18 protein-coding genes are annotated in these 17693 nt (G+C 59.1%); 7 read left to right on the top strand and 11 right to left on the bottom strand.

The window, feature by feature from the left end; translation table 11 throughout:
- Positions 1 to 91: 91 nt before the first annotated feature.
- The 3 genes from ACYSMN_RS08080 to ACYSMN_RS08070 all read right to left on the bottom strand — a co-directional run bounded on the left by ACYSMN_RS08080 (position 92) and on the right by ACYSMN_RS08070 (position 3011).
- Entirely contained in the window at positions 92 to 535 is a 444-nt protein-coding gene (locus ACYSMN_RS08080) for a ferritin-like domain-containing protein (RefSeq protein ID WP_488923351.1), read from the bottom strand.
- A gap of 123 nt (positions 536 to 658) precedes the next feature.
- Complete coding sequence (locus ACYSMN_RS08075; protein ID WP_488923350.1) at positions 659 to 1906, bottom strand: BaiN/RdsA family NAD(P)/FAD-dependent oxidoreductase; 1248 nt, start codon at positions 1904 to 1906, stop codon at positions 659 to 661.
- 241 nt (positions 1907 to 2147) lie between these two features.
- The gene (locus ACYSMN_RS08070) at positions 2148 to 3011 is read right to left on the bottom strand and encodes an SDR family oxidoreductase (RefSeq protein ID WP_488923349.1); all 864 of its coding nucleotides are present in this window, start codon (positions 3009 to 3011) and stop codon (positions 2148 to 2150) included.
- A 245-nt stretch (positions 3012 to 3256) separates the two neighbouring features.
- On the opposite strand from ACYSMN_RS08070, the gene ACYSMN_RS08065 reads away from it, so the two are divergent.
- Complete coding sequence (locus tag ACYSMN_RS08065; protein WP_488923348.1) at positions 3257 to 4132, top strand: SDR family oxidoreductase; 876 nt, start codon at positions 3257 to 3259, stop codon at positions 4130 to 4132.
- 208 nt (positions 4133 to 4340) lie between these two features.
- Here ACYSMN_RS08065 and ACYSMN_RS08060 read toward each other — a convergent pair whose 3' ends face one another.
- Complete coding sequence (locus tag ACYSMN_RS08060) at positions 4341 to 5213, bottom strand: LysM peptidoglycan-binding domain-containing protein (RefSeq protein ID WP_488923347.1); 873 nt, start codon at positions 5211 to 5213, stop codon at positions 4341 to 4343.
- Positions 5214 to 5405: 192 nt separating this feature from the next.
- Between ACYSMN_RS08060 and ACYSMN_RS08055 the strand changes: the two genes are divergently transcribed.
- Positions 5406 to 6161 (top strand): glycosyltransferase family 2 protein, encoded by a 756-nt coding sequence (locus ACYSMN_RS08055; RefSeq protein ID WP_488923346.1) that lies wholly within the window; start codon positions 5406 to 5408, stop codon positions 6159 to 6161.
- Positions 6162 to 6268: 107 nt separating this feature from the next.
- Here ACYSMN_RS08055 and ACYSMN_RS08050 read toward each other — a convergent pair whose 3' ends face one another.
- The 4 genes from ACYSMN_RS08050 to ACYSMN_RS08035 all read right to left on the bottom strand — a co-directional run bounded on the left by ACYSMN_RS08050 (position 6269) and on the right by ACYSMN_RS08035 (position 11222).
- The gene (locus ACYSMN_RS08050; RefSeq protein ID WP_488923345.1) at positions 6269 to 7543 is read right to left on the bottom strand and encodes a metal-dependent hydrolase family protein; all 1275 of its coding nucleotides are present in this window, start codon (positions 7541 to 7543) and stop codon (positions 6269 to 6271) included.
- A gap of 41 nt (positions 7544 to 7584) precedes the next feature.
- Positions 7585 to 8172, bottom strand: a complete 588-nt coding sequence (locus ACYSMN_RS08045; protein ID WP_488923344.1) for a hypothetical protein — start codon at positions 8170 to 8172, stop codon at positions 7585 to 7587.
- 91 nt (positions 8173 to 8263) lie between these two features.
- Positions 8264 to 10564, bottom strand: a complete 2301-nt coding sequence (locus tag ACYSMN_RS08040; RefSeq protein ID WP_488923343.1) for a S46 family peptidase — start codon at positions 10562 to 10564, stop codon at positions 8264 to 8266.
- Positions 10565 to 10694: 130 nt separating this feature from the next.
- Positions 10695 to 11222, bottom strand: coding sequence for a YkvA family protein (locus ACYSMN_RS08035; RefSeq protein WP_488923342.1), 528 nt, complete (start codon positions 11220 to 11222; stop codon positions 10695 to 10697).
- 313 nt (positions 11223 to 11535) lie between these two features.
- On the opposite strand from ACYSMN_RS08035, the gene ACYSMN_RS08030 reads away from it, so the two are divergent.
- The 4 genes from ACYSMN_RS08030 (at position 11536) to ACYSMN_RS08015 (ending at position 14222) form a co-directional block, all read left to right on the top strand.
- The gene (locus ACYSMN_RS08030; protein ID WP_488923341.1) at positions 11536 to 12228 is read left to right on the top strand and encodes a VOC family protein; all 693 of its coding nucleotides are present in this window, start codon (positions 11536 to 11538) and stop codon (positions 12226 to 12228) included.
- Positions 12229 to 12284: 56 nt separating this feature from the next.
- Complete coding sequence (locus tag ACYSMN_RS08025) at positions 12285 to 12824, top strand: DinB family protein (RefSeq protein ID WP_488923340.1); 540 nt, start codon at positions 12285 to 12287, stop codon at positions 12822 to 12824.
- A gap of 401 nt (positions 12825 to 13225) precedes the next feature.
- Positions 13226 to 13615: a VOC family protein gene (locus ACYSMN_RS08020; RefSeq protein ID WP_488923339.1), complete on the top strand. Its 390-nt coding sequence runs from the start codon at positions 13226 to 13228 to the stop codon at positions 13613 to 13615.
- 70 nt (positions 13616 to 13685) lie between these two features.
- Positions 13686 to 14222 (top strand): hypothetical protein, encoded by a 537-nt coding sequence (locus ACYSMN_RS08015; protein WP_488923338.1) that lies wholly within the window; start codon positions 13686 to 13688, stop codon positions 14220 to 14222.
- 5 nt (positions 14223 to 14227) lie between these two features.
- Here ACYSMN_RS08015 and ACYSMN_RS08010 read toward each other — a convergent pair whose 3' ends face one another.
- The 3 genes from ACYSMN_RS08010 to ACYSMN_RS08000 all read right to left on the bottom strand — a co-directional run bounded on the left by ACYSMN_RS08010 (position 14228) and on the right by ACYSMN_RS08000 (position 16456).
- Positions 14228 to 14860 (bottom strand): AlbA family DNA-binding domain-containing protein, encoded by a 633-nt coding sequence (locus ACYSMN_RS08010; protein WP_488923337.1) that lies wholly within the window; start codon positions 14858 to 14860, stop codon positions 14228 to 14230.
- A gap of 106 nt (positions 14861 to 14966) precedes the next feature.
- The gene (locus tag ACYSMN_RS08005; RefSeq protein ID WP_488923336.1) at positions 14967 to 15839 is read right to left on the bottom strand and encodes an SDR family oxidoreductase; all 873 of its coding nucleotides are present in this window, start codon (positions 15837 to 15839) and stop codon (positions 14967 to 14969) included.
- A 194-nt stretch (positions 15840 to 16033) separates the two neighbouring features.
- The gene (locus tag ACYSMN_RS08000; RefSeq protein ID WP_488923335.1) at positions 16034 to 16456 is read right to left on the bottom strand and encodes a DUF3127 domain-containing protein; all 423 of its coding nucleotides are present in this window, start codon (positions 16454 to 16456) and stop codon (positions 16034 to 16036) included.
- Positions 16457 to 16601: 145 nt separating this feature from the next.
- Between ACYSMN_RS08000 and ACYSMN_RS07995 the strand changes: the two genes are divergently transcribed.
- Positions 16602 to 17618: an isoaspartyl peptidase/L-asparaginase family protein gene (locus ACYSMN_RS07995; RefSeq protein ID WP_488923334.1), complete on the top strand. Its 1017-nt coding sequence runs from the start codon at positions 16602 to 16604 to the stop codon at positions 17616 to 17618.
- The last annotated feature ends 75 nt before the right edge of the window (positions 17619 to 17693 follow it).

Raw genomic sequence — 17693 nt, 5'->3', positions numbered from 1 at the left:
TTGATTCGGCGCCAAGACTTAATGACAAAACAAAAGCCGCTTCATTTGAAGCGGCTTTTGTTTTTATTGACGGGCAATAAAAATTAGCGATTTAGGCAGCGTTCCGAAGAGATTTAATCTTGTCGTGGGCTTCCTGAATGCCTTGGTACTGCTTTTCAATGATGGAGTGAAGTTGGCCGGGTAGGCCTTCAGCTTTCAGGGCCGCTTGATAGGCTTTTACGGCATAGTCTTCGCCTCGCTCGCACTCGTTGAGGATGCTTTCCCGGCTTTTGCTGGTGATGGCGGCCTTGAGGTTGATGAAGGCGCGGTGTACGGTTCCGGTGAGGGAGCTGTCTTCTTCCACCTTGATGTTGAGTTGGTGCATTTGGTTTTCCAGCTCCGTCAGGTAGCCATCACGCTGCACGGCATACTGCTTAAATACCTCTTTCAGATCGTGATCTTCTACGTCGGTCAGGGCTTCTGAGTAGCCTTTTTCACCGTCTTTCAAGGTTTGAACAAGCTCTTTGAGCAATGCATGGGTTGCGTTGGCTTCCATTAGGAAAGTAGTTAAGCGTTGGGAAAGAAAAGTGTGCTTTCCTTTACTGCCAAAGCATAAGTAGGGTTGCGGGTGCCGCCAAAGCAGCCTTATCAGGAGGTGCAGCCCGGCAGTAGCAACCAGCTACTTTACCAGCTCGCCCATAGCCCGGCCCGCTAAATAGCCAGTAGTCCAAGCCGCCTGAAAGTTGAATCCGCCCGTGATGCCGTCGATGTCGAGTACTTCGCCGGCGAAGTGCAGGCCCGGCACGCGGCGGCTTTCCATGGTTTTCATGTCTATTTCGCTGAGCACCACGCCACCACAGGTCACGAATTCGTCCTTGTAAGTGGTTTTGCCGCGAACGGGCAGCGCCGTGTTGAGCAAGGCTTCGATGAGGCGGTTCTGGGGCTTGGCGGGCAGCTCGTTCCAGCGCACCTCACTATCGATGCCGGCTTGCTCGGTGAGAGTGCGCCACAGCCGTTGCGGCAGCCCGAACAGCGAGTTGGAAGCTACTATCTTCTTGCCGTGTTGCTCCCGAAACTCGCGCAGCCAAGCCCGTAGCGTTTCTTCGGTGTACTCTGGTACCCAACTAATAAGGGCCGTGCTCTGGTAGCTCAGCTCGTGCAGGCGGCGGGCTCCCCAGGCGGAAAGCTTGAGCACGGCCGGCCCGCTTACGCCCCAGTGCGTTACGAGCACCGGGCCTTCGTATTCTAGCTTTTCGCCCGCTACTCGCACCCGGGCTCGCGACACGCTCACGCCCGGCAGCTCCCGCAACGGCGACTCGGGCACATTGAAGGTGAACAGGCTCGGCACGGGCGCCGCGATGGTGTGCCCGAGTTGCCGCAGCCACTCGTACTGCTCGGCTTTGGGCGCCCCGCCCGTGGCAATAAGGAGCCGCGCAACCGTTAGCTCGCCGGCATAGGCTCCGGTAAGGCTTAGGCGGAAGCCGCCCGCTGGCATCGTCTCAATGTGTTCCGGGTGGGTTTGGGTGAGAATACGCACTCCCGCCTGCCGGGCCGCATCGAGCAGGCACTGGGCAATGGTTTCGGAGGAGTCCGTTACGGGAAACATCCGGCCATCGGCCTCGGTCTTGAGGCGCACGCCGCGTTGCTCGAACCAGCGGATGGTGGCCTGGGCATCGAACTGTCGAAAAGGCTCCTTGAGCTGCTTAGCGCCGCGCGGGTAGTGCTGCACGAGCTGCGCCGGCGTCTCGGCGGCGTGGGTCACGTTGCAGCGGCCACCGCCCGAAATGCGGACTTTGCTCAGCAGCTTGCCGGTTTTCTCTATCAGATAAACAGTAAGGTGCGGGTTAGCTTCGGCGCAAGTAATGGCCCCGAAGAAGCCCGCCGCTCCGCCGCCCAGCACAGCTACCGTAGGGTCAAGTTCATTCACATTGCAAAGGTACGGCTGGTAGCCGTGGCTTCCTTGCGAGGAGGTTTGCTGTCATTGCGAGGACGCAGGACGAAGCAATCCTTCCTCTTTACGCTGAGAACGTCACTGGTAAGACAAGGCCCTTAGATTGCTACACGAATGCCAAGGGTTTGTCGCTTCAGTAGGGTTTGCATTAAGAGAGGAAGGATTGCTTCGTCCTGCGTCCTCGCAATGACATAACAGCCATAAGGGCACGCCGCTGCTAACAGTATTGCAGCGCGGCTAGCACGTCGTCGTGGCGGAATAGGTAGCCGGTGACTTGCCGAAGGAGGCTGCTGTCGATGATTTTGCCGCTGGCGCCGGCTTCTTCGGGCCGGAAAGTGGGGGCTTCCATGCCCAACTGAGCAGCGGCGGCGGGATAGAATTCGCGGCGGGTGGGGTGCTGGGCGGCGCAGGCGTTGAAGGTATAGCCCCAGGCACGTTCGCGAATGATGTGTCGCAGCAGCCCTACGCAGTCGTCGAGGTGAATGAGGTTGACGGGCGCATTGCCTTGATCTAACTGCTGCCGGCCCGCCAAGAAGCGGCCCGGCGGGCGCTCTGGTCCGAACAGCCCACCTAACCGGACCACAGTGGTCAGCCATTGGCCCCAGCGCGGCGTAAACTGCCCTTCGGCCCGCAACAGGTCCGAAGGCGCGTCCGGCGACGATACTGCGTCGGCCTCGCGCATGGTACGGGCTTCGTTGGGGTAGACGCTGGTGGAACTTACGAACAGGACGTGCCGCACGCCGGCCGCCGCTACGGCCGAACCCACCGGGCGCAGCAGGTTGGGGTAGGCGCCCGCCGCCGCCGCGCGGGGTGGCACGTTGAGCACCAGCACATCAACGCCGGCCAGTAGGGCGTGCAGAGAGTCGGCGTCAGTTTGCGAAAATTCCGGGCCCAGGCGTAATAAGTACGGACGGATGCCTTCGTCGCGGAGGGTTAGTAGTTGTGAGGGAGTCGTGGTGGAGCCGTTGACGGCGTAGCCTTCGGCCACTAGCGCCTTGGCTAGTGGCAGTCCTAGCCAGCCGCAGCCGAGTACGGCAATGGTTGTAGGAACAGGTCGGGAGGAGGGGGGAGAAGCAGCCATGTGGGGTAAAGGTGCGGAAATTTCTTTCGCGGCCCGAAAACCGAACATTAATTGTCTGATCACCTTCGGGGAGAGGCGGGGCTATGTTAGGAGTTTTTTTGAACTTGCCCGCGGCTGTTGCAAAAAAGGAAGTCATTTCCCGTTCCAGGCGCGTTTTCCTCGGACCGTATGGAGCAAGAATTTGCCGCCGTACTTTTGCCCGACATCCATTCATTCCTTTCATTCCCACAACTCATTTTCACTGCATGTCCGCTCATCCCTACGCCCAACCCATGCTCCGCGACAACGCGCTCCAAGGCAAAACCATCGTCGTGACGGGCGGCGGTACCGGCCTGGGCCGCGCCATGACCACCTATTTTCTGCAACTCGGGGCCAACGTGGTCATCAGCAGCCGCAAGCTCGACGTGCTGGAGAAAACCGCCGAAGAGCTGCGCCAGCAAACGGGCGGACAGGTACTGGCCGTGCAGTGCGACGTGCGCAAGTACGACGAGGTGGAGGCCATGCTTCAGAAAACCATCGACACGTACGGCGGGGTGGACGTGCTGCTCAACAACGCGGCCGGCAACTTCATCAGCCCCACGGAGCGCTTGAGCCACAAGGCGTTCGACGTGATTGTAGACATTGTGCTGCGTGGTTCCTACAACTGCACGTTGGCGTTCGGTAAGCGTTGGATAGCCGATAAAAAGCCCGGTACTATTCTCAACATCGTCACGACGTACGCTTCCGTGGGTTCGGCCTATGTGGTGCCATCGGCGGCGGCAAAGGCGGGCGTGCTGGCCATGACCCGCTCGCTGGCTGTGGAATGGGCCAAGTACGGTATCCGCTCCAACGCCATCGCGCCCGGTCCTTTTCCGACCGAAGGCGCCTGGAGCCGACTTTTCCCGGAGCCGCTAGCCAAAAAGCTCGACCCCGCTGCCAGCGTGCCGCTCAAGCGCGTCGGTGACCACCAGGAACTAGCCAACCTCGCTGCCTACATGGTGTCGGATTTCGCTGCGTACATGAACGGGGAAGTTGTAACCCTCGATGGTGGCGAATGGCTGAACGGGGCCGGCGAGTTCAACAAGCTCGAAGCCATTCCAGCCCCCATGTGGGACGAGATAGAAAAAGCCATGCGTCGCTGAATCGCGGATTATGCGGATTTAGGATCGCGGATTGTGCGGATTTAGGGATTGCACGGATTTTGTTGACGATTGTCCACCTGTCCACTTAGTACTAAAAAGGCCTGCTAATCAGCAGGCCTTTTTAGTACTAAGTGCCCCATGCAAAGCACGGCGGGACGAGAAATCGTCAACAAAATCCGTGAAATCCTTAAATCCGCACAATCCGCGATTATAGTTTATACTCCGGGAAATCCCTGGAGAATTCGGTTAGGGGGATGGGTTGGTTGGGGACGATGTCGCTGAACTCGAATTTTTCGAACAAGCCTTTGTCGTCGTTGACTTGCACGATGAGCGGGAGCATGAGCTTCTGGTCGACGACGACGATGGTGCGGCGGCCGTAGCTGTTGGGTACTTGCAGCGTTATGCCGACCTCGAGTTTTTTGCCGGGCGTGAGGTTGTTACGTTCCATGACGCGGTACTCGCCGCAGCCAAACTTATCGGCGATGCGCTTGGGCGTGTCTTCGGCTACGGTTTTGTAGGCTACGTAGCGGAACTGCGGAAAGTCGGAGCGGAGCACGTAGCAGGCGCGGCCGGCAATAACGGAGTCGCCGGTGTAGCGGAAGCTTTTCTCGTAGCTATGGTCGCGGCGCTGGGCCGAGCCTTTGATAAGGTCGGCGATGGTACCAAAGCCGGCGTCTAGAATGCTGTGGTGCTGGTTTTTGCGCATGATGGAGCCGTTGGGGTCCAGACTCAGCGTCACGTAAGGAAAGCTGTTCGGATACACCCAGGCATCACCGTCGTTCTGGCCGGCCACCCACAGCACCTCAAGGCCCTTGACGTTGCGCATGTACACGCGCTGCGGGTTGAAGGTCATCTTCATGATGGTGCGGGCCGGCTGGTAACTGCCGTTGGCCAGGCGCTCCTGAGCGCGCACACTACAACGCAGGCTCTTCAGGTTTTCGATGGTGCTGCTGAGGCGGCTCATCAATTGTTCCGTCGTGATACGGTCGGCGCCGGGGGCCGATGCGGGAAGAAACACGCCAGCCGACAGAACCACACCGGAAAAGATAAAGAGGGCCGGCACCCGGAAAAAAAGCGTCATAGGGCGAACAAACGAAAACTACAGCAAGGCAACCGACGGCTCCAGGCACAAACCGGGCCGGACATCGCACGATAAATATAGGGCCTTAACGCTGCCGTGTCGACCAGAGTTAGGCCGGAAAAAGACGAAAGGCAACTTTTTCACGACAGAACAGGAATAGAGAGCATCTGTTACTCTCCCAAGCTCCTCACTATGCACTTCACGGTTATCACGCCGACCTACAACCGCCAGCAGTTTCTACCCGAAGCCGTGGCCAGCGTCCGGGCCACCGTTTCCGCGCCGCTCGATTTCAGCTTTGAGCATCTCATCTGCGAAAATGCCTCCACCGACGGAACCGCCGACTGGCTACGAACCGCAACCACACAAGAAGGTTCGCCTCTGCGCTACTTGAGCCAAAGCACCAAGCTGCTGCCCGGTCCGGCCCGCAACCTGCTCATCCGCGAGACGCCCGCCGATGGCTGGCTCGTTCCTCTCGACGACGATGATGTGCTGCTGCAACGCTGCCTCTACCACTACGCCGACCTCTTGCAGCGCCACGCTAACCAGCCTTGGTTCGTGGCCGATTTCCTGCGCGTCGATGAGGAGCGCCGCTACCTGCCGGGGGAAGATTATTACGCCTGGCGCTTCGAAACACCCACGGACATGCTACGCGCCATTTTCCGGGCCGAGCATTTCATCCAGGGCAACGTGTGCTACAGCCGCGCTTTGTTTGATGAAGTAGGTGGCTATAACGAGGAGTTGAGCATGGCCGAAGATCTGGACCTGTACGTGCGGTTTCTGCTGGCCGGGCACCTGCCCGTTCTGTCGCCCCACATCAGCCACCTGCACCGCTTCCACTCCAGCAACGTCAGCATTGGGGTAGATGCCGACAAGCACGGCGCCGACCTGCGGGTGATTTATGACCAGTATGCTGCGCAGCTGCAAGCCTTGAGAATAGAGCGGCCGTAGCACGGAAATCTGTTCCGCGCACGAGCCGCAGGCGAGTATCCGGCACTGCGCCAGTTGGTGCTAGCGCGTAGGAACTCGCTCCGCTCGTCGCGGAACAGATCGCTGCGCTACTTCACCTCCACGCCACCTTTCAGCACGAGCCGTACCTGGCGTAGAGCGGCTATGTCTTGCGTGGGGTCGCCTTGCACGGCTACGAGGTCGGCGAGCAGGCCGGGCTGGATGCGGCCCCGGTCGGGGAGCTGAAAGATGCGGGCATTGCCGCTGGTGAAGCCCCGGAGTACTTCCAGCGGCGTGTAGTTGTATTCGCGCACCAGCAGCTCGGCTTCGCGCACGTTGTCGCCGTGGGCGAACACGCCTACGTCGCCGCCGAAGGCCAGCGTTACGCCGCTTTGGCGGACGGCTTTCATGCTGGCGCGCTTTTGCTGGATGCGCTCCGGCTCCGGGCCTTCACCCTTGCGCCAGCCCCGGTACTGCGACACAGCATCGCCGGCCGCTACGGTAGGGCAAAGGGCGACGCCGCGTTGCTTCATGAGCCGGAATACTTCCGCGGTGCCGCCATCGCCGTGCTCTATGGTTTGCACGCCAGCCAGTGTGGCGCGGCGCATACCTTCGGGCGTGGAGGCGTGGGCCACTACCGGGCGGCCGGCGTTGTGGGCCGTTTGCACTATCAGGTTCAGCTCTTCCTGCGAAAAAGTGGGGCGGCTGGGTTCGTCCTTGCCCCAGCGGTAATCGGCGTACACCTTAATAATATCCGCGCCCTTCCCGATTTGCTCGCGCACGGCGCGCAGCACGCCTTCCGGGCCATCGGCCTGCTGGGCGCCCTGGGGTACGTCAACATCAGCGGCAAGCTTGGGGCCGTAGCTGCCCGTGGCCACGAGGGCGCGGGTGGCCACCAACAGGCGCGGGCCCGGTATCAGGCCCTCGTCGATGGCTTGTTTGAGGCCGACATCGGCATAACCGGCCCCTTCGCTGCCTAAGTCGCGGGTGGTGGTGAAGCCGGCTTCCAGCGTGCGCCGCGCGTGGGCGGTGGCCCGCGCCACGCGTAGCGCCTGCGACTCTAGCAGTACCTGGTCGTTCCAGGTGGTTTCGTTGTAGGGGTGGAGCAGCAGGTGGGAGTGGCCTTCGATGAGGCCTGGCAGCAGGGTTAGGCCCGGGAGGTCCAGGACGCGAGTTCCGGCGGGCGTTGGTACCTGCGCGGCCGGCCCAGCGGCTCGTATTCGGTCGTTTTCTACCAAGACCGACCAGCCGGAATGCAGGGTTTCGCCATCGAAGACGGCCGCTGGACGCAACAATAGCAGTACGGTGGAGGAGGCTGGGGGCGGCGTTGCGCTGAAGAGGCCCGTGAGGAGCAAGAGGCCGTAAGCGAGGAGAATCCGATTCAAAAGAGAAATGTAAAGCAGGGAGACAGCTAAAGTTAGGCCCGCTACTTCAATAAAGTATAGGATACGCCCACCTGCGCATCCCACACAAACAGCTGTTGCTTTTCAAACCGAAAGTTAAGATCCTCAACCGGAACACTATGCAGGAGCACCCGCGGGTGGAATATGGCTTCCAGGTTGAAGCGGCTGCCACCGAGGCGCTGGTAGGTCAGATTGGACCACAGCCCAAAGCCTGGCTTCAGTTCATCACTTCTTTCGCGGGCGCCCACTACGTACAGGCCGGCGCTTGGGCCTAGCGTGACTTCGACTTTGGGGCCCACCGACAGACGACCCGCCAGAAAAGCGTGCAACGAATACAACGAGTTATGATATTCGGTGATGGATCGAGGAGGGTAGCCATCGGGAGAGAACAGAACCTCTTGATACGGCTGGCGGTTGCGAGCGGCTCCGATTGCTACACCACCCCCTACATGTCGGCCAATTGGGAATATGGCGTGTAACCCCGCGGAAGCCGCGCCGGAAAATGACTTCTCGCCCACGCGCGTGTAGCCGCCGGATAGCATCAGTTTTTGGCTGGATCCGGGCTGTATCGTGAGGCACAGCAGTAATAAATAGAAGTACAATGCCTTCATAACCAAAAGAGAGAATGAGTAGGAGTATGACAAAACCGCCCGCTACTACGAGAGCGGCGGGCGGTGGCTAAGGTTGCAGCAACACAAATACCTAACTCACTTTCTCACGGGTATGCTTGCGTTTTACCTTGCTTTTCTCTGGCTTCTTGCCATCGGCCGGGGCAGCAGCGGGCCCGTTCACCAGCGTCATCTCCTGTACCAGATGCCCGGCCCCGGCGAACTTGTCAACTACGAACAGCAGGTAGCGCACATCGAGGGTGATGTTGCGCACCCGGTCGGGGTCGAACATGATATCGGACATAGTGCCCTCCCAGTTACGGTCGAAGTTGATGCCGATTAGCTCGCCGCGGCCGTTGATGACGGGGGAGCCGGAGTTGCCGCCGGTGGTGTGGTTGGTGGCAATGAAGGCTACCGGAACGGTGCCCTTGTAGGCGTAGGGGCCGAAGTCTTTGGCGTTGTACAACTCCACGAGGCGGGCCGGCACTGTGAACTCGGGATTGGTAGGGTCGGCTTTTTCCATGATGCCGTCGAGGGTGGTGTAAAAATCGTACTTCGTGCCGTCGGCGGGTTGGTAGGGCTGCACTTGGCCGTAGGATACGCGCAGGGTGGAGTTGGCGTCGGGGTAGAATTTGCGCTCCGTTTGCTGCTGGCGCAGCCCCGCCACGTAAGTGCGTTGGAGCAGCGCAATCTGGTCAGTGGCCGCCGTATAGATGGGCAGAATGTTTGTGCGGTAATTAGTGATGATGCTGGAGGCCAGTTGAATAGCCGGGTCATCGAGCAGGGTGCGGAAGTTGCCTTTGGCTACTTCGTCGAAAATAGCCCGGGCACCTGCGTCCGTCGTGAGGCGCGACTTATCGTAGAGCTGGGCCACGTAAGCCGCCCAGCCGCCTTTGCCAGTGTATTGCTTTTGCACCTCCTTCACGTAAGAGGGCAGCAGCGCGGCGGGCGTACCGTTGGCGTAGAGGGGCAGTAGCGCGGCGGCCACTTTCTCGTCCGTGGCGAGGTTGGACCTCTTGTAGAAATTGGCCGTGCCGCCGCGAAATTTGTCTACGGTGGCCGCCAACTCGGCGGGGGGGAGCTTCTTATCAGCCAGCTCGGTCAGGGGCAACAGGCTGTTAGCCAGTGCTACTAGCTCCACGCCCATTGCAGCCTCCGTCACGTAGTCGCGGGCCAGGGTGTAGTCGCGCACGGTGGCGTACTGCTTCTGAAGCTGGGGCAGCAGGGTGGCGTAGGCGGCGCGGCGGGCTTCGTCGCCAGCGGTAGTCCACTGCTGGAAGGCGGCTTCCTGCTCCTTTTTGCGCGTCACGGCGTCCAGCTTTTTGAGGCCCCGGTTTTCGCCCATCCACTTCTTCCAGTAGTTGGCAAGGCTGGCATACTTGGCCGCGTACTGAATGCGGATTTGGTCAGACGCCTTCATATCGGCATCCCACACCTTCAAACGGGCGTCGCGAATTTTGATTTTGGCGGGGTTGGAAATTGAATACACCTCCTCAACGCCCCAGGAAGTGAGGTACTCGTTGGTCCGGCCAGGGAAGCCGAACACCAGCGTGAAGTCGCCGGGCTGCACGCCGGCCAGCGAAATGGGCAGATGGTGGCGCGGCTTAAAGGGCACGTTGGCAGCGGAGTACGGCGCGGGTTTGTTGTCGGGGCCGGCGTAGATGCGGAAGATGCTGAAGTCGCCGGTGTGGCGGGGCCAGGCCCAGTTGTCGGTGTCGCCCCCAAACTTGCCGATGCTGCTCGGTGGGGCTCCCACGAGGCGCACATCCTCGAACACCTCCGTCACGAACAGATAGTACTCGTTGCCGTTGTAAAACGGCCGCACAAAGGCTTGGTAGTGCGTGCCTTGCACGGCGGCCTGGGCAATGCGCTGACTGTTGGCCTGCACCAGCTTTTCCCGGTCGGCTTCCAGAATGTTCTGCGTAGGCACGCCCGCCAGCACTTGGCTGGTCACGTCTTCCATGCGAACAATGAAAGTGGCCGTGAGGCCGGGATTGGGCAGCTCCTGCTCCCGGTTCATGGCCCAGTAACCCTTGGTGAGGTAGTCGTTTTCGACGGAGGAATGCTGCTGGATCTGGCCGTAGCCGCAGTGGTGGTTGGTGAGCAGCAGGCCCTGGTCGGAGATAATCTCGCCGGTACAGCCGCCCCCAAACTGCACCACGGCATCTTTGAGGCTGCCCTGGTTGATGGAATAAATCTGGTCGGCGGTGAGTTTGAGGCCCTTGCGCTGCATGTCGGCCTCGTTGAGCTGCTTAAGCAGCAGCGGCAGCCACATGCCTTCATCGGCGCGGGCGGCGGGAATCAGGGTAACAAGGGTGAGGGCCAGTAGAACTAGCCGGGAAATAACGCGCATAAAGAGTGGGTGGTGAGCGGCAAAGATAACCTGCTTGTGCATGGCGCAGGCGTGGTTTCTCGCAGTGTTACGCAGTGTTACGCAGTGTTACGCAGTGTTACGCAGTGTGCTAAACTCAAAACGCCCAGCCTGGAAAGGCCGGGCGTTTTGGTGCGGTAGCGAAAGCGGCGCGTTAAGAGTGCCCCATTTCGGCGACGGCCGGGGCGTTTTCGGCGTTGGTGTTGGAGGCGGCGTAGACTGGGGTTGCGGCAGCGGCTGGTATGTCGTCAGTTTCTTCAGCAGCGTGGGTTTGCTCCCACTCGCGGAAACGGGTTACTTCTCCCTGAAACTTCTCCACGAACCAGCTCAGCAGCGCCAGATCATCCAGAAAACCCACTACCGGGACGAAATCGGGCACCAGATCAACGGGGGAGAGGGTGTAGAGCAGCACACCTAGCGCCGCCACAATGGTGCTGGTTTCGATTTGGCGGTAGCTGCCGCTTACGTAGTTGCGCACCAGCCGAACCACGGTGCGGGCCACGTCAAAAAGCTGCTTGAATTTGTTGTCGCCGCTTTCTTTGCTGGCGAGCTTGTTGGCCACTTCGTTCAGCACCAACACCACCTTAAACGGACGCCCGAGCAGCTTGCCGGCGCGGTTGAGAAACACGCTGAACAGTGCGTTTTTGGAAATAGAAAGACCTTTTTCGACGAGAGAAGACATGGGCAAGGAAATATGAGGATGAAGCTACTTGTACGCAGGAAGCTAAAGTGCAGTTAGCCTGCTCCTCGTAACGCCGGAACGACTACAGCGTCTGATCTTTGAATAAATCATCGGACAACAGTTGCGCGCCGGCAATGAAGCTTGTACGTGTATTTTCGAAACCCAAGAAATAGATTACAAATAGAGTTGCGTTTTTGTAATCTATTTCTTGGGTTTTGAAAATACACGTACAAGTCGCAGGCCTTTAGTCTGCTTAGAAACGAGCTATTTGCCTCTCCTACCTACTGTCGGCTCAGCAGCTCGATATTGCTTTATGCACCTGCTCCACCTGCACCTCCAAACGGCCGACCTGGCAGCCACCCGGCGCTTCTACGCCGAAACCCTTGGGCTGCCCACGCACAGTTCCAAAACGGGCCAAGTGACGGTATCGGTGGGTACTTCCACGCTGGTGTTTCATCCGGCGCCGGCCGGGGAGACGCCCTTTTACCACCTGGCCTTCACGGTGCCCGCCAACCAAATAGAAGCGGCGCAGTACTGGCTACAAGCCCGTCTGGAGCTATTGCCCGTGGACGAAACAGGCTGCATTGCCGACTTCCGCAACTGGCAAGCAAAGTCCGTGTATTTCCACGATGCCACCGGCAACATCCTCGAATGCATAGCACGCGCCCCGTTACAAAACGCTTCCACTACGTCATTCGGGCCCGACTCCTTATTAGAGTTGAGCGAGGTAGGCTTGGTGGTGCCCGACGTGCCGGCGTATTGCCACTTATTGGCGCAGACCCATGGCATTTTGCCTTTTCCGCGTGGCCCCGTGCTGCCGGAATTCGCGGCTTTGGGTACCGATGAGGGCTTGCTCATTGTGTCGGGGCAGGGACGAGGCTGGGTGCCCACGCGCCGCCCGGCCGTGGCGTATCCGCTGCACCTGACGCTCCGCCACCAAGGAGCCCGGCGTACGCTCACGCTGCCTGGCCCGGATTGGCCGCCGGCTGAAGTTGAATCAAGCTAAGGCTGCTACTGCGTAGCATGCTCGAAAAATGGGCAATTTGTGCTACGTTTGCCCGCATGAGCCACTTTATCACCCGCCCCGCCGACACGGAGTACGCGCCTTACTACGAGCGCTACACCAGCCGCATTCCCACCGGCCACGACCCGCTGGAGCTGCTGCGCACCCAGCCGCAGCAACTGCGTCAGCTGTTAGCTGGTCTCACCGAGGAGCAGGGCCGCCTGGCCTACGCGCCCGGCAAATGGACCCTCAAGGAAATGCTCGTGCACGTCATCGACACGGAGCGCATCTTCGCCTACCGCGCCCTGCGCATCGCCCGCGGCGACCAAACGCCGCTGCCCGGTTTCGAGCAGGACGACTACGTGCCTGCCTCCGGCGCCAACGAGCGGAGCACGCCGGATATCCTGGCCGAATACGATACCGTGCGAGCCGCTACCCTGAGCTTGCTCCAGTCGTTTGGGGCTGAGCACTTGGGCCGTACGGGTACGGCTAGCGGCCAGCCGGTGAGCGTGCGGGCCTTGGGCTTCATTTTGGCCGGCCACGAAGCGCATCATCTGCATATATTGCAGGAACGGTATCTGCCGCAGCTGATAGCTTAGTGGGTTTGCGGGCAACATGCCCGCCGCCCGAAGCGTTATTTCAGCAACTTCTCACCCTTAATTCCTCAACTCATCATGGCTAAGGCACAAGACGCTCGCAAGGAGAAAAAGAAAGAGCCGGTCAAAACCACCAAGGAGAAAAAGGCCGCCAAAGAAGAGAAAAAACAAGCGCGCGCGCGCAAGCAGGAATAAACGCCTTGCTGCTCCGAAGAGGCGGCCGGTACAGCTTCTGCTGCGCCGGCCGCTTGTTTTTTTAGTATTGAGTAGTCAGTAGTGAGTATTGAGATTAAAAGCAACTTGTCGAAAAGCAGTAGCAGTTGATACAACACGTCTGACTACTAATGTCTCACTACTCACGTCTCAATACTCACTACTGACTACTCACTACCAACCCCACACCTGTGTCCCAACGTATTGCTCTTGTTACGCTGGTAGTCGCCGACTACGACGAAGCCATTGACTTTTACACCCGTAAGCTGGGCTTTGCGCTGCTGGAGGATACCGCTCTGAGTCCCGAAAAACGGTGGGTACGGGTAGCCCCGCCCGGCAACACCGGCGCCGAATTGCTCCTGGCCCGCGCCGACAACGAGGAACAGGCCACCCGCATCGGCAACCAAACCGGCGGCCGCGTGGCCTTCTTCCTCTACACCGATGATCTGGCCCGCGACTACGCCAATCTGCAAACTCACAACGTCAGAATCACTCAGCCGCCCATCAAGCATCCCTACGGAGAGGTCTTGGTTTTTGCTGATTTGTACGGCAATCTTTGGGACTTAATTCAACCTGCTTAAAACGTACTGCTGAATTATATTTCAGCAGTGCTCACACTTACTTAATTTTGAGATTATGTGCAGATATGGCATGTATTCCTACAAAGCACATTACGCCTGCTTTGCGTGTCGAAAAACCTTCAAGCGCAGGATATTACATGATATTGATAGAGATAAAACCTATAAGGATTCGCTAGACGCAAAATGCCCCGAGTGTAGTGGCCTTATGGCCGACATGGGCCTGGATTTCAAATCGCCCAAAAAAGACGATTTGAAGGCGTGGAGTCATCTGCAAAACCTGTATACGGTGGGAGTTACCTTTCATTCCTGCGGCTGTTCAGGCCCCGGTTATATTCCAGCCACCACCGAAAAGCTCATAGAATATTTGCAGGATAAGAAAGATAAATATGTAGCCGGTTTACGCTTTTGGATGAAGCGCGAAGAGCCAATAACTAAAAAAGAATCGGAAGAAGATAAAATAAAAAACGCACACCAAAGATGGGCTATACCACGTGATTTGTCCGATAAAAAAGGACGTATTTTAAATGCCGATGCTATCCGATATTGGAATGAAAAGATAGGAGCACTAGATGAAAGTTTGAATAACCTGCTACTGTCGGGTAGTTAAAATACTTACAGGGTATAATACACTTCCTTTTCCTTGTCGTGGTGCTTGATATAGCCGTGCAGCGTTAATTTAATAAGGGTGCGAAAAGCCCGGCGCTTCCCGATATTCAGCAGCTTCATGTACTGCGCCAGCGTGATGCGCGGGTTTTTGCCCAGGTAGTCGAGCACGGCCAACTCCTCTTTGTTGAGGGGCAGCTTTTCCAGGCGCGGCATTTCCAGCAGGTCGTGGCGTTCCAGGGCTTTTTCGGTGAGCTGGCTGGTTTGCACGCTTTCGTCGCGCACGCGCACGTAGCCCCGCCAGTCGCCCTCGGCCACCTGGGCGCGGTGCGGCTTGTGCGCACTCTCTGGCACCGTCACAACCAGCACGGTGCGGCCTTCTTGCTCCAACTCCTTGATTCGCAGCGTCAGCGGCGGGTCGGCGTACTGCTGGGCGGCTTGGCGCAGCAGATACATTTCCTCCTCCGCGTCGCGCACGCCCACAATGCGGCCATCATCATCCACGCCCACCAGCACCCGGCCGCCGCGCGTATTGGCCAACGACACCAGCGTGCGCGAGATACGGGAAGGATGCGTGGTCTTCTTCTTGAATTCCAACTGCTCTCCTTCTCCCTGACGAATAAGTTGCTCTAAGTCAGACATGATGTAGGCTCCGCTTCAGCTTGTGCCACCCCGCGTTTCCATATTATAACTCTCTCACGCACCAAGTGGTTGCTCTTTGGAGGGGCCATCTGGTGCAAGCCAAGGCTTATGCCACTCCGGTTTCTTCTTCCGAAATGCGCCACAGCCGCGCTGCTTCCGAGCGGCTCTGCGAACGGTCGGAGCAGCGGCCGGGCCGGGCATTTTTGAAGTAGCGTCCGCTCACGCTGGCCACCTCGGGGGCCGTGGCCAGATACAAACTGGTGCGGGCACCCTGCTCCGGGCTCACCATAAACGGCTTGGCCGGATACCACAGCGCCTTCATGGCCCAGGAACTGCCTTGGTGCACCAGCCCCGTATCAACCAGCCCAGGATGCAGGCAGTTGGCCGTCACGGAGGTTAGCTCCAGCCGTTGCGCCAGCTCAGTGGTGAATAAGATGTTGGCGAGCTTGGAGTCGGCGTAGGCGGTAAGCCAGCTGTACTTCTCGGGCGCGTTGCGGATTTCCTGGCTTGGCTCAATCTCCCCGAACCAGTGCGCTTCCGAAGAAACCGTAACCACCCGGCCCGCCTCGGCTTCGGTCAGGAGCGGCAGCAGCAGGTTGGTCAGCGCAAATACCGACAGGTGGTTGGTGGCCCAGCTCAGCTCGTGCCCCTCCGGGGTAATAGTAAGCGGCCCCGGCATGATGCCCGCGTTGTTGACCAAAATATCGAGCTGGCTGTAGTCGCGCTGAATCTCGGTGGCTAGCTCCCGTACATTAGCGATGAGCGATAGATCGAAGAGCCGAACATCGAGCTGGGCTTCCGGTACGGCAAACTGAATGGCAGCGCGGGCGCGTTCGGCTTTTTCGGGGTTGCGGGCTACGAGCACCACGCGGGCGCCGCGGCGGGCCAACTCGCGGGCCGTAACTAGCCCAATGCCACTGCTGGCGCCGGTAACCAACGCGGTTTTACCCCGGAGAGAAGGAATAGAAGATGCGGCCATGCGCGGCAGAAACGGGAAAGCGGAGAGAGGGTAGAAGCTAAAAGAAGAGCTTCCGCTATAAACGGAAAACCACCGCCCGTAAGTTTTAGAAACTGTAATCTAATGGCTAGAAATCTAGCAGCTAATTAGCCTCCCAGTAAAAATGCCGCTTCCGTGATGGAAGCGGCATTTTAGAGCAGTGGCAAAACGAGCCCTTAGAAAGGCAGGTCGTTGTCGTCGTCCGAGGCAATCGGGGCGGCCGAAGCGCGCAGGTTCGGGTTCTGGTTTTGGGCCGGAGCGGCCGCGCGAGGAGCAGCCTGCTGCTGGTAGCCCCCGCCAGCCGGAGCCGCCGTGGCACCGGTAGCCGCTTCCAAACGCCAGGCCTCTAGGTTGGTGAAGTAGAGCATCTGGCCATTCTTGTTGAAGCCGCGGCCCCGTAGATTGAACGTCACCTTCACTTCGTCGCCTACTTTATACTGGTCGATGAGGGCGGTTTTATCCTGCACCAGTTGGAACTTGATATGCTCAGGGTACTGGCCATCTACAACTTCCAGCACGAACTCGCGCTTGCGGAATTTCTCGCTCACCTGCTGTTCATCGAAGATTTCGTGCAGGCGGCCGGTAGCATCGTAAGCCATAAGGAAAATATTTTGGAGGAGTGAAAACAGTAAACCAAACGTACGAAAAAAAACGGGTTTGGGCTGCCTGCATTGGCACGGTCCAGGTACAGCTGCCTGCGTACCTTTGCCTTACGTTTTCACTTTTCTTCTCTCCCCGCCACCCATGAGTTTACCCTTCGCGCTGGCCATTCACGGCGGTGCCGGCACTATTTCGCGCCAGCTGATGACGCCCGAAAAAGAACACGCCTACCAGGCGGCCCTGCGCCAGAGCCTGGAGGCAGGCCAGGCCGTACTGCGCCAGGGCGGCTCCGCCCTCGACGCCGTGGAAACCGCCGTCCGCAGCCTCGAAGACTGTCCTTTGTTTAATGCCGGCCGGGGCGCGGTCTTCACCCACGAAGGCCACCACGAAATGGACGCCGCCATCATGGACGGCCGCAACCGCGCCGCCGGTGCCGTAACCGGTGTTCGGGCGGTGCAGAATCCTATCCGGGCCGCCCGCCTCGTTATGGAGCGCACCGACCATGTACTGCTGGCCTTCCCCGGCGCCGATGAACTGGCCCGCGAGCATGGCTTGCCTATGCAGCCCGCCGAATACTTCTTCACCCAGCAGCGCTACGACCAACTCCAGGAAGCCTTGCTCGAAGGCCGCATGCGCCTCGACCATTCGGCCGCCATCCATCAGCCCGCCAGCCACCACCCAACCACCACCGCCCCAATCGACGAGCCGGCCGCTTTCCCCGCGGGCAGCGAAGACCCAAAAAAGAAGATGGGCACCGTGGGGGCCGTGGCGCGGGACCAGCACGGCAACCTGGCCGCCGCCACCAGCACCGGTGGGATGACCAACAAGCGCTACTCTCGCATCGGCGATTCGCCCATTATCGGCGCGGGCACTTTCGCCGACAACCGGACCTGCGCCATCAGCTGCACTGGGCACGGCGAGTTTTTCCTGCGCGCCGTAGTAGCCCACGACATCAGCTGCCTCATGGAGTACCGGGGCCTGAGCCTGGCCGAGGCCTGCCGCATTGTGGTGCACGATAAGCTGGCGCCCATCGGTGGGGAGGGTGGTTTGATAGCCGTGGACGGGGCCGGCAACCTTGCGTTGCCGTTCAACTCCGAAGGCATGTACCGGGGCAGTATCGCCTCCAATTCCGAGCTTTACATCGGGATTTATAAAGACTGACTAGAACCACCTTTTTTGCGCCTATATATATATAAGGAGTAGCCAGCCATTTTTTCACTGAACAAAAAACGCCGC

The organism is Hymenobacter sp. M1-2 (assembly GCF_057808495.1).
This window is presented reverse-complemented; position numbering and strand designations above follow the sequence as displayed.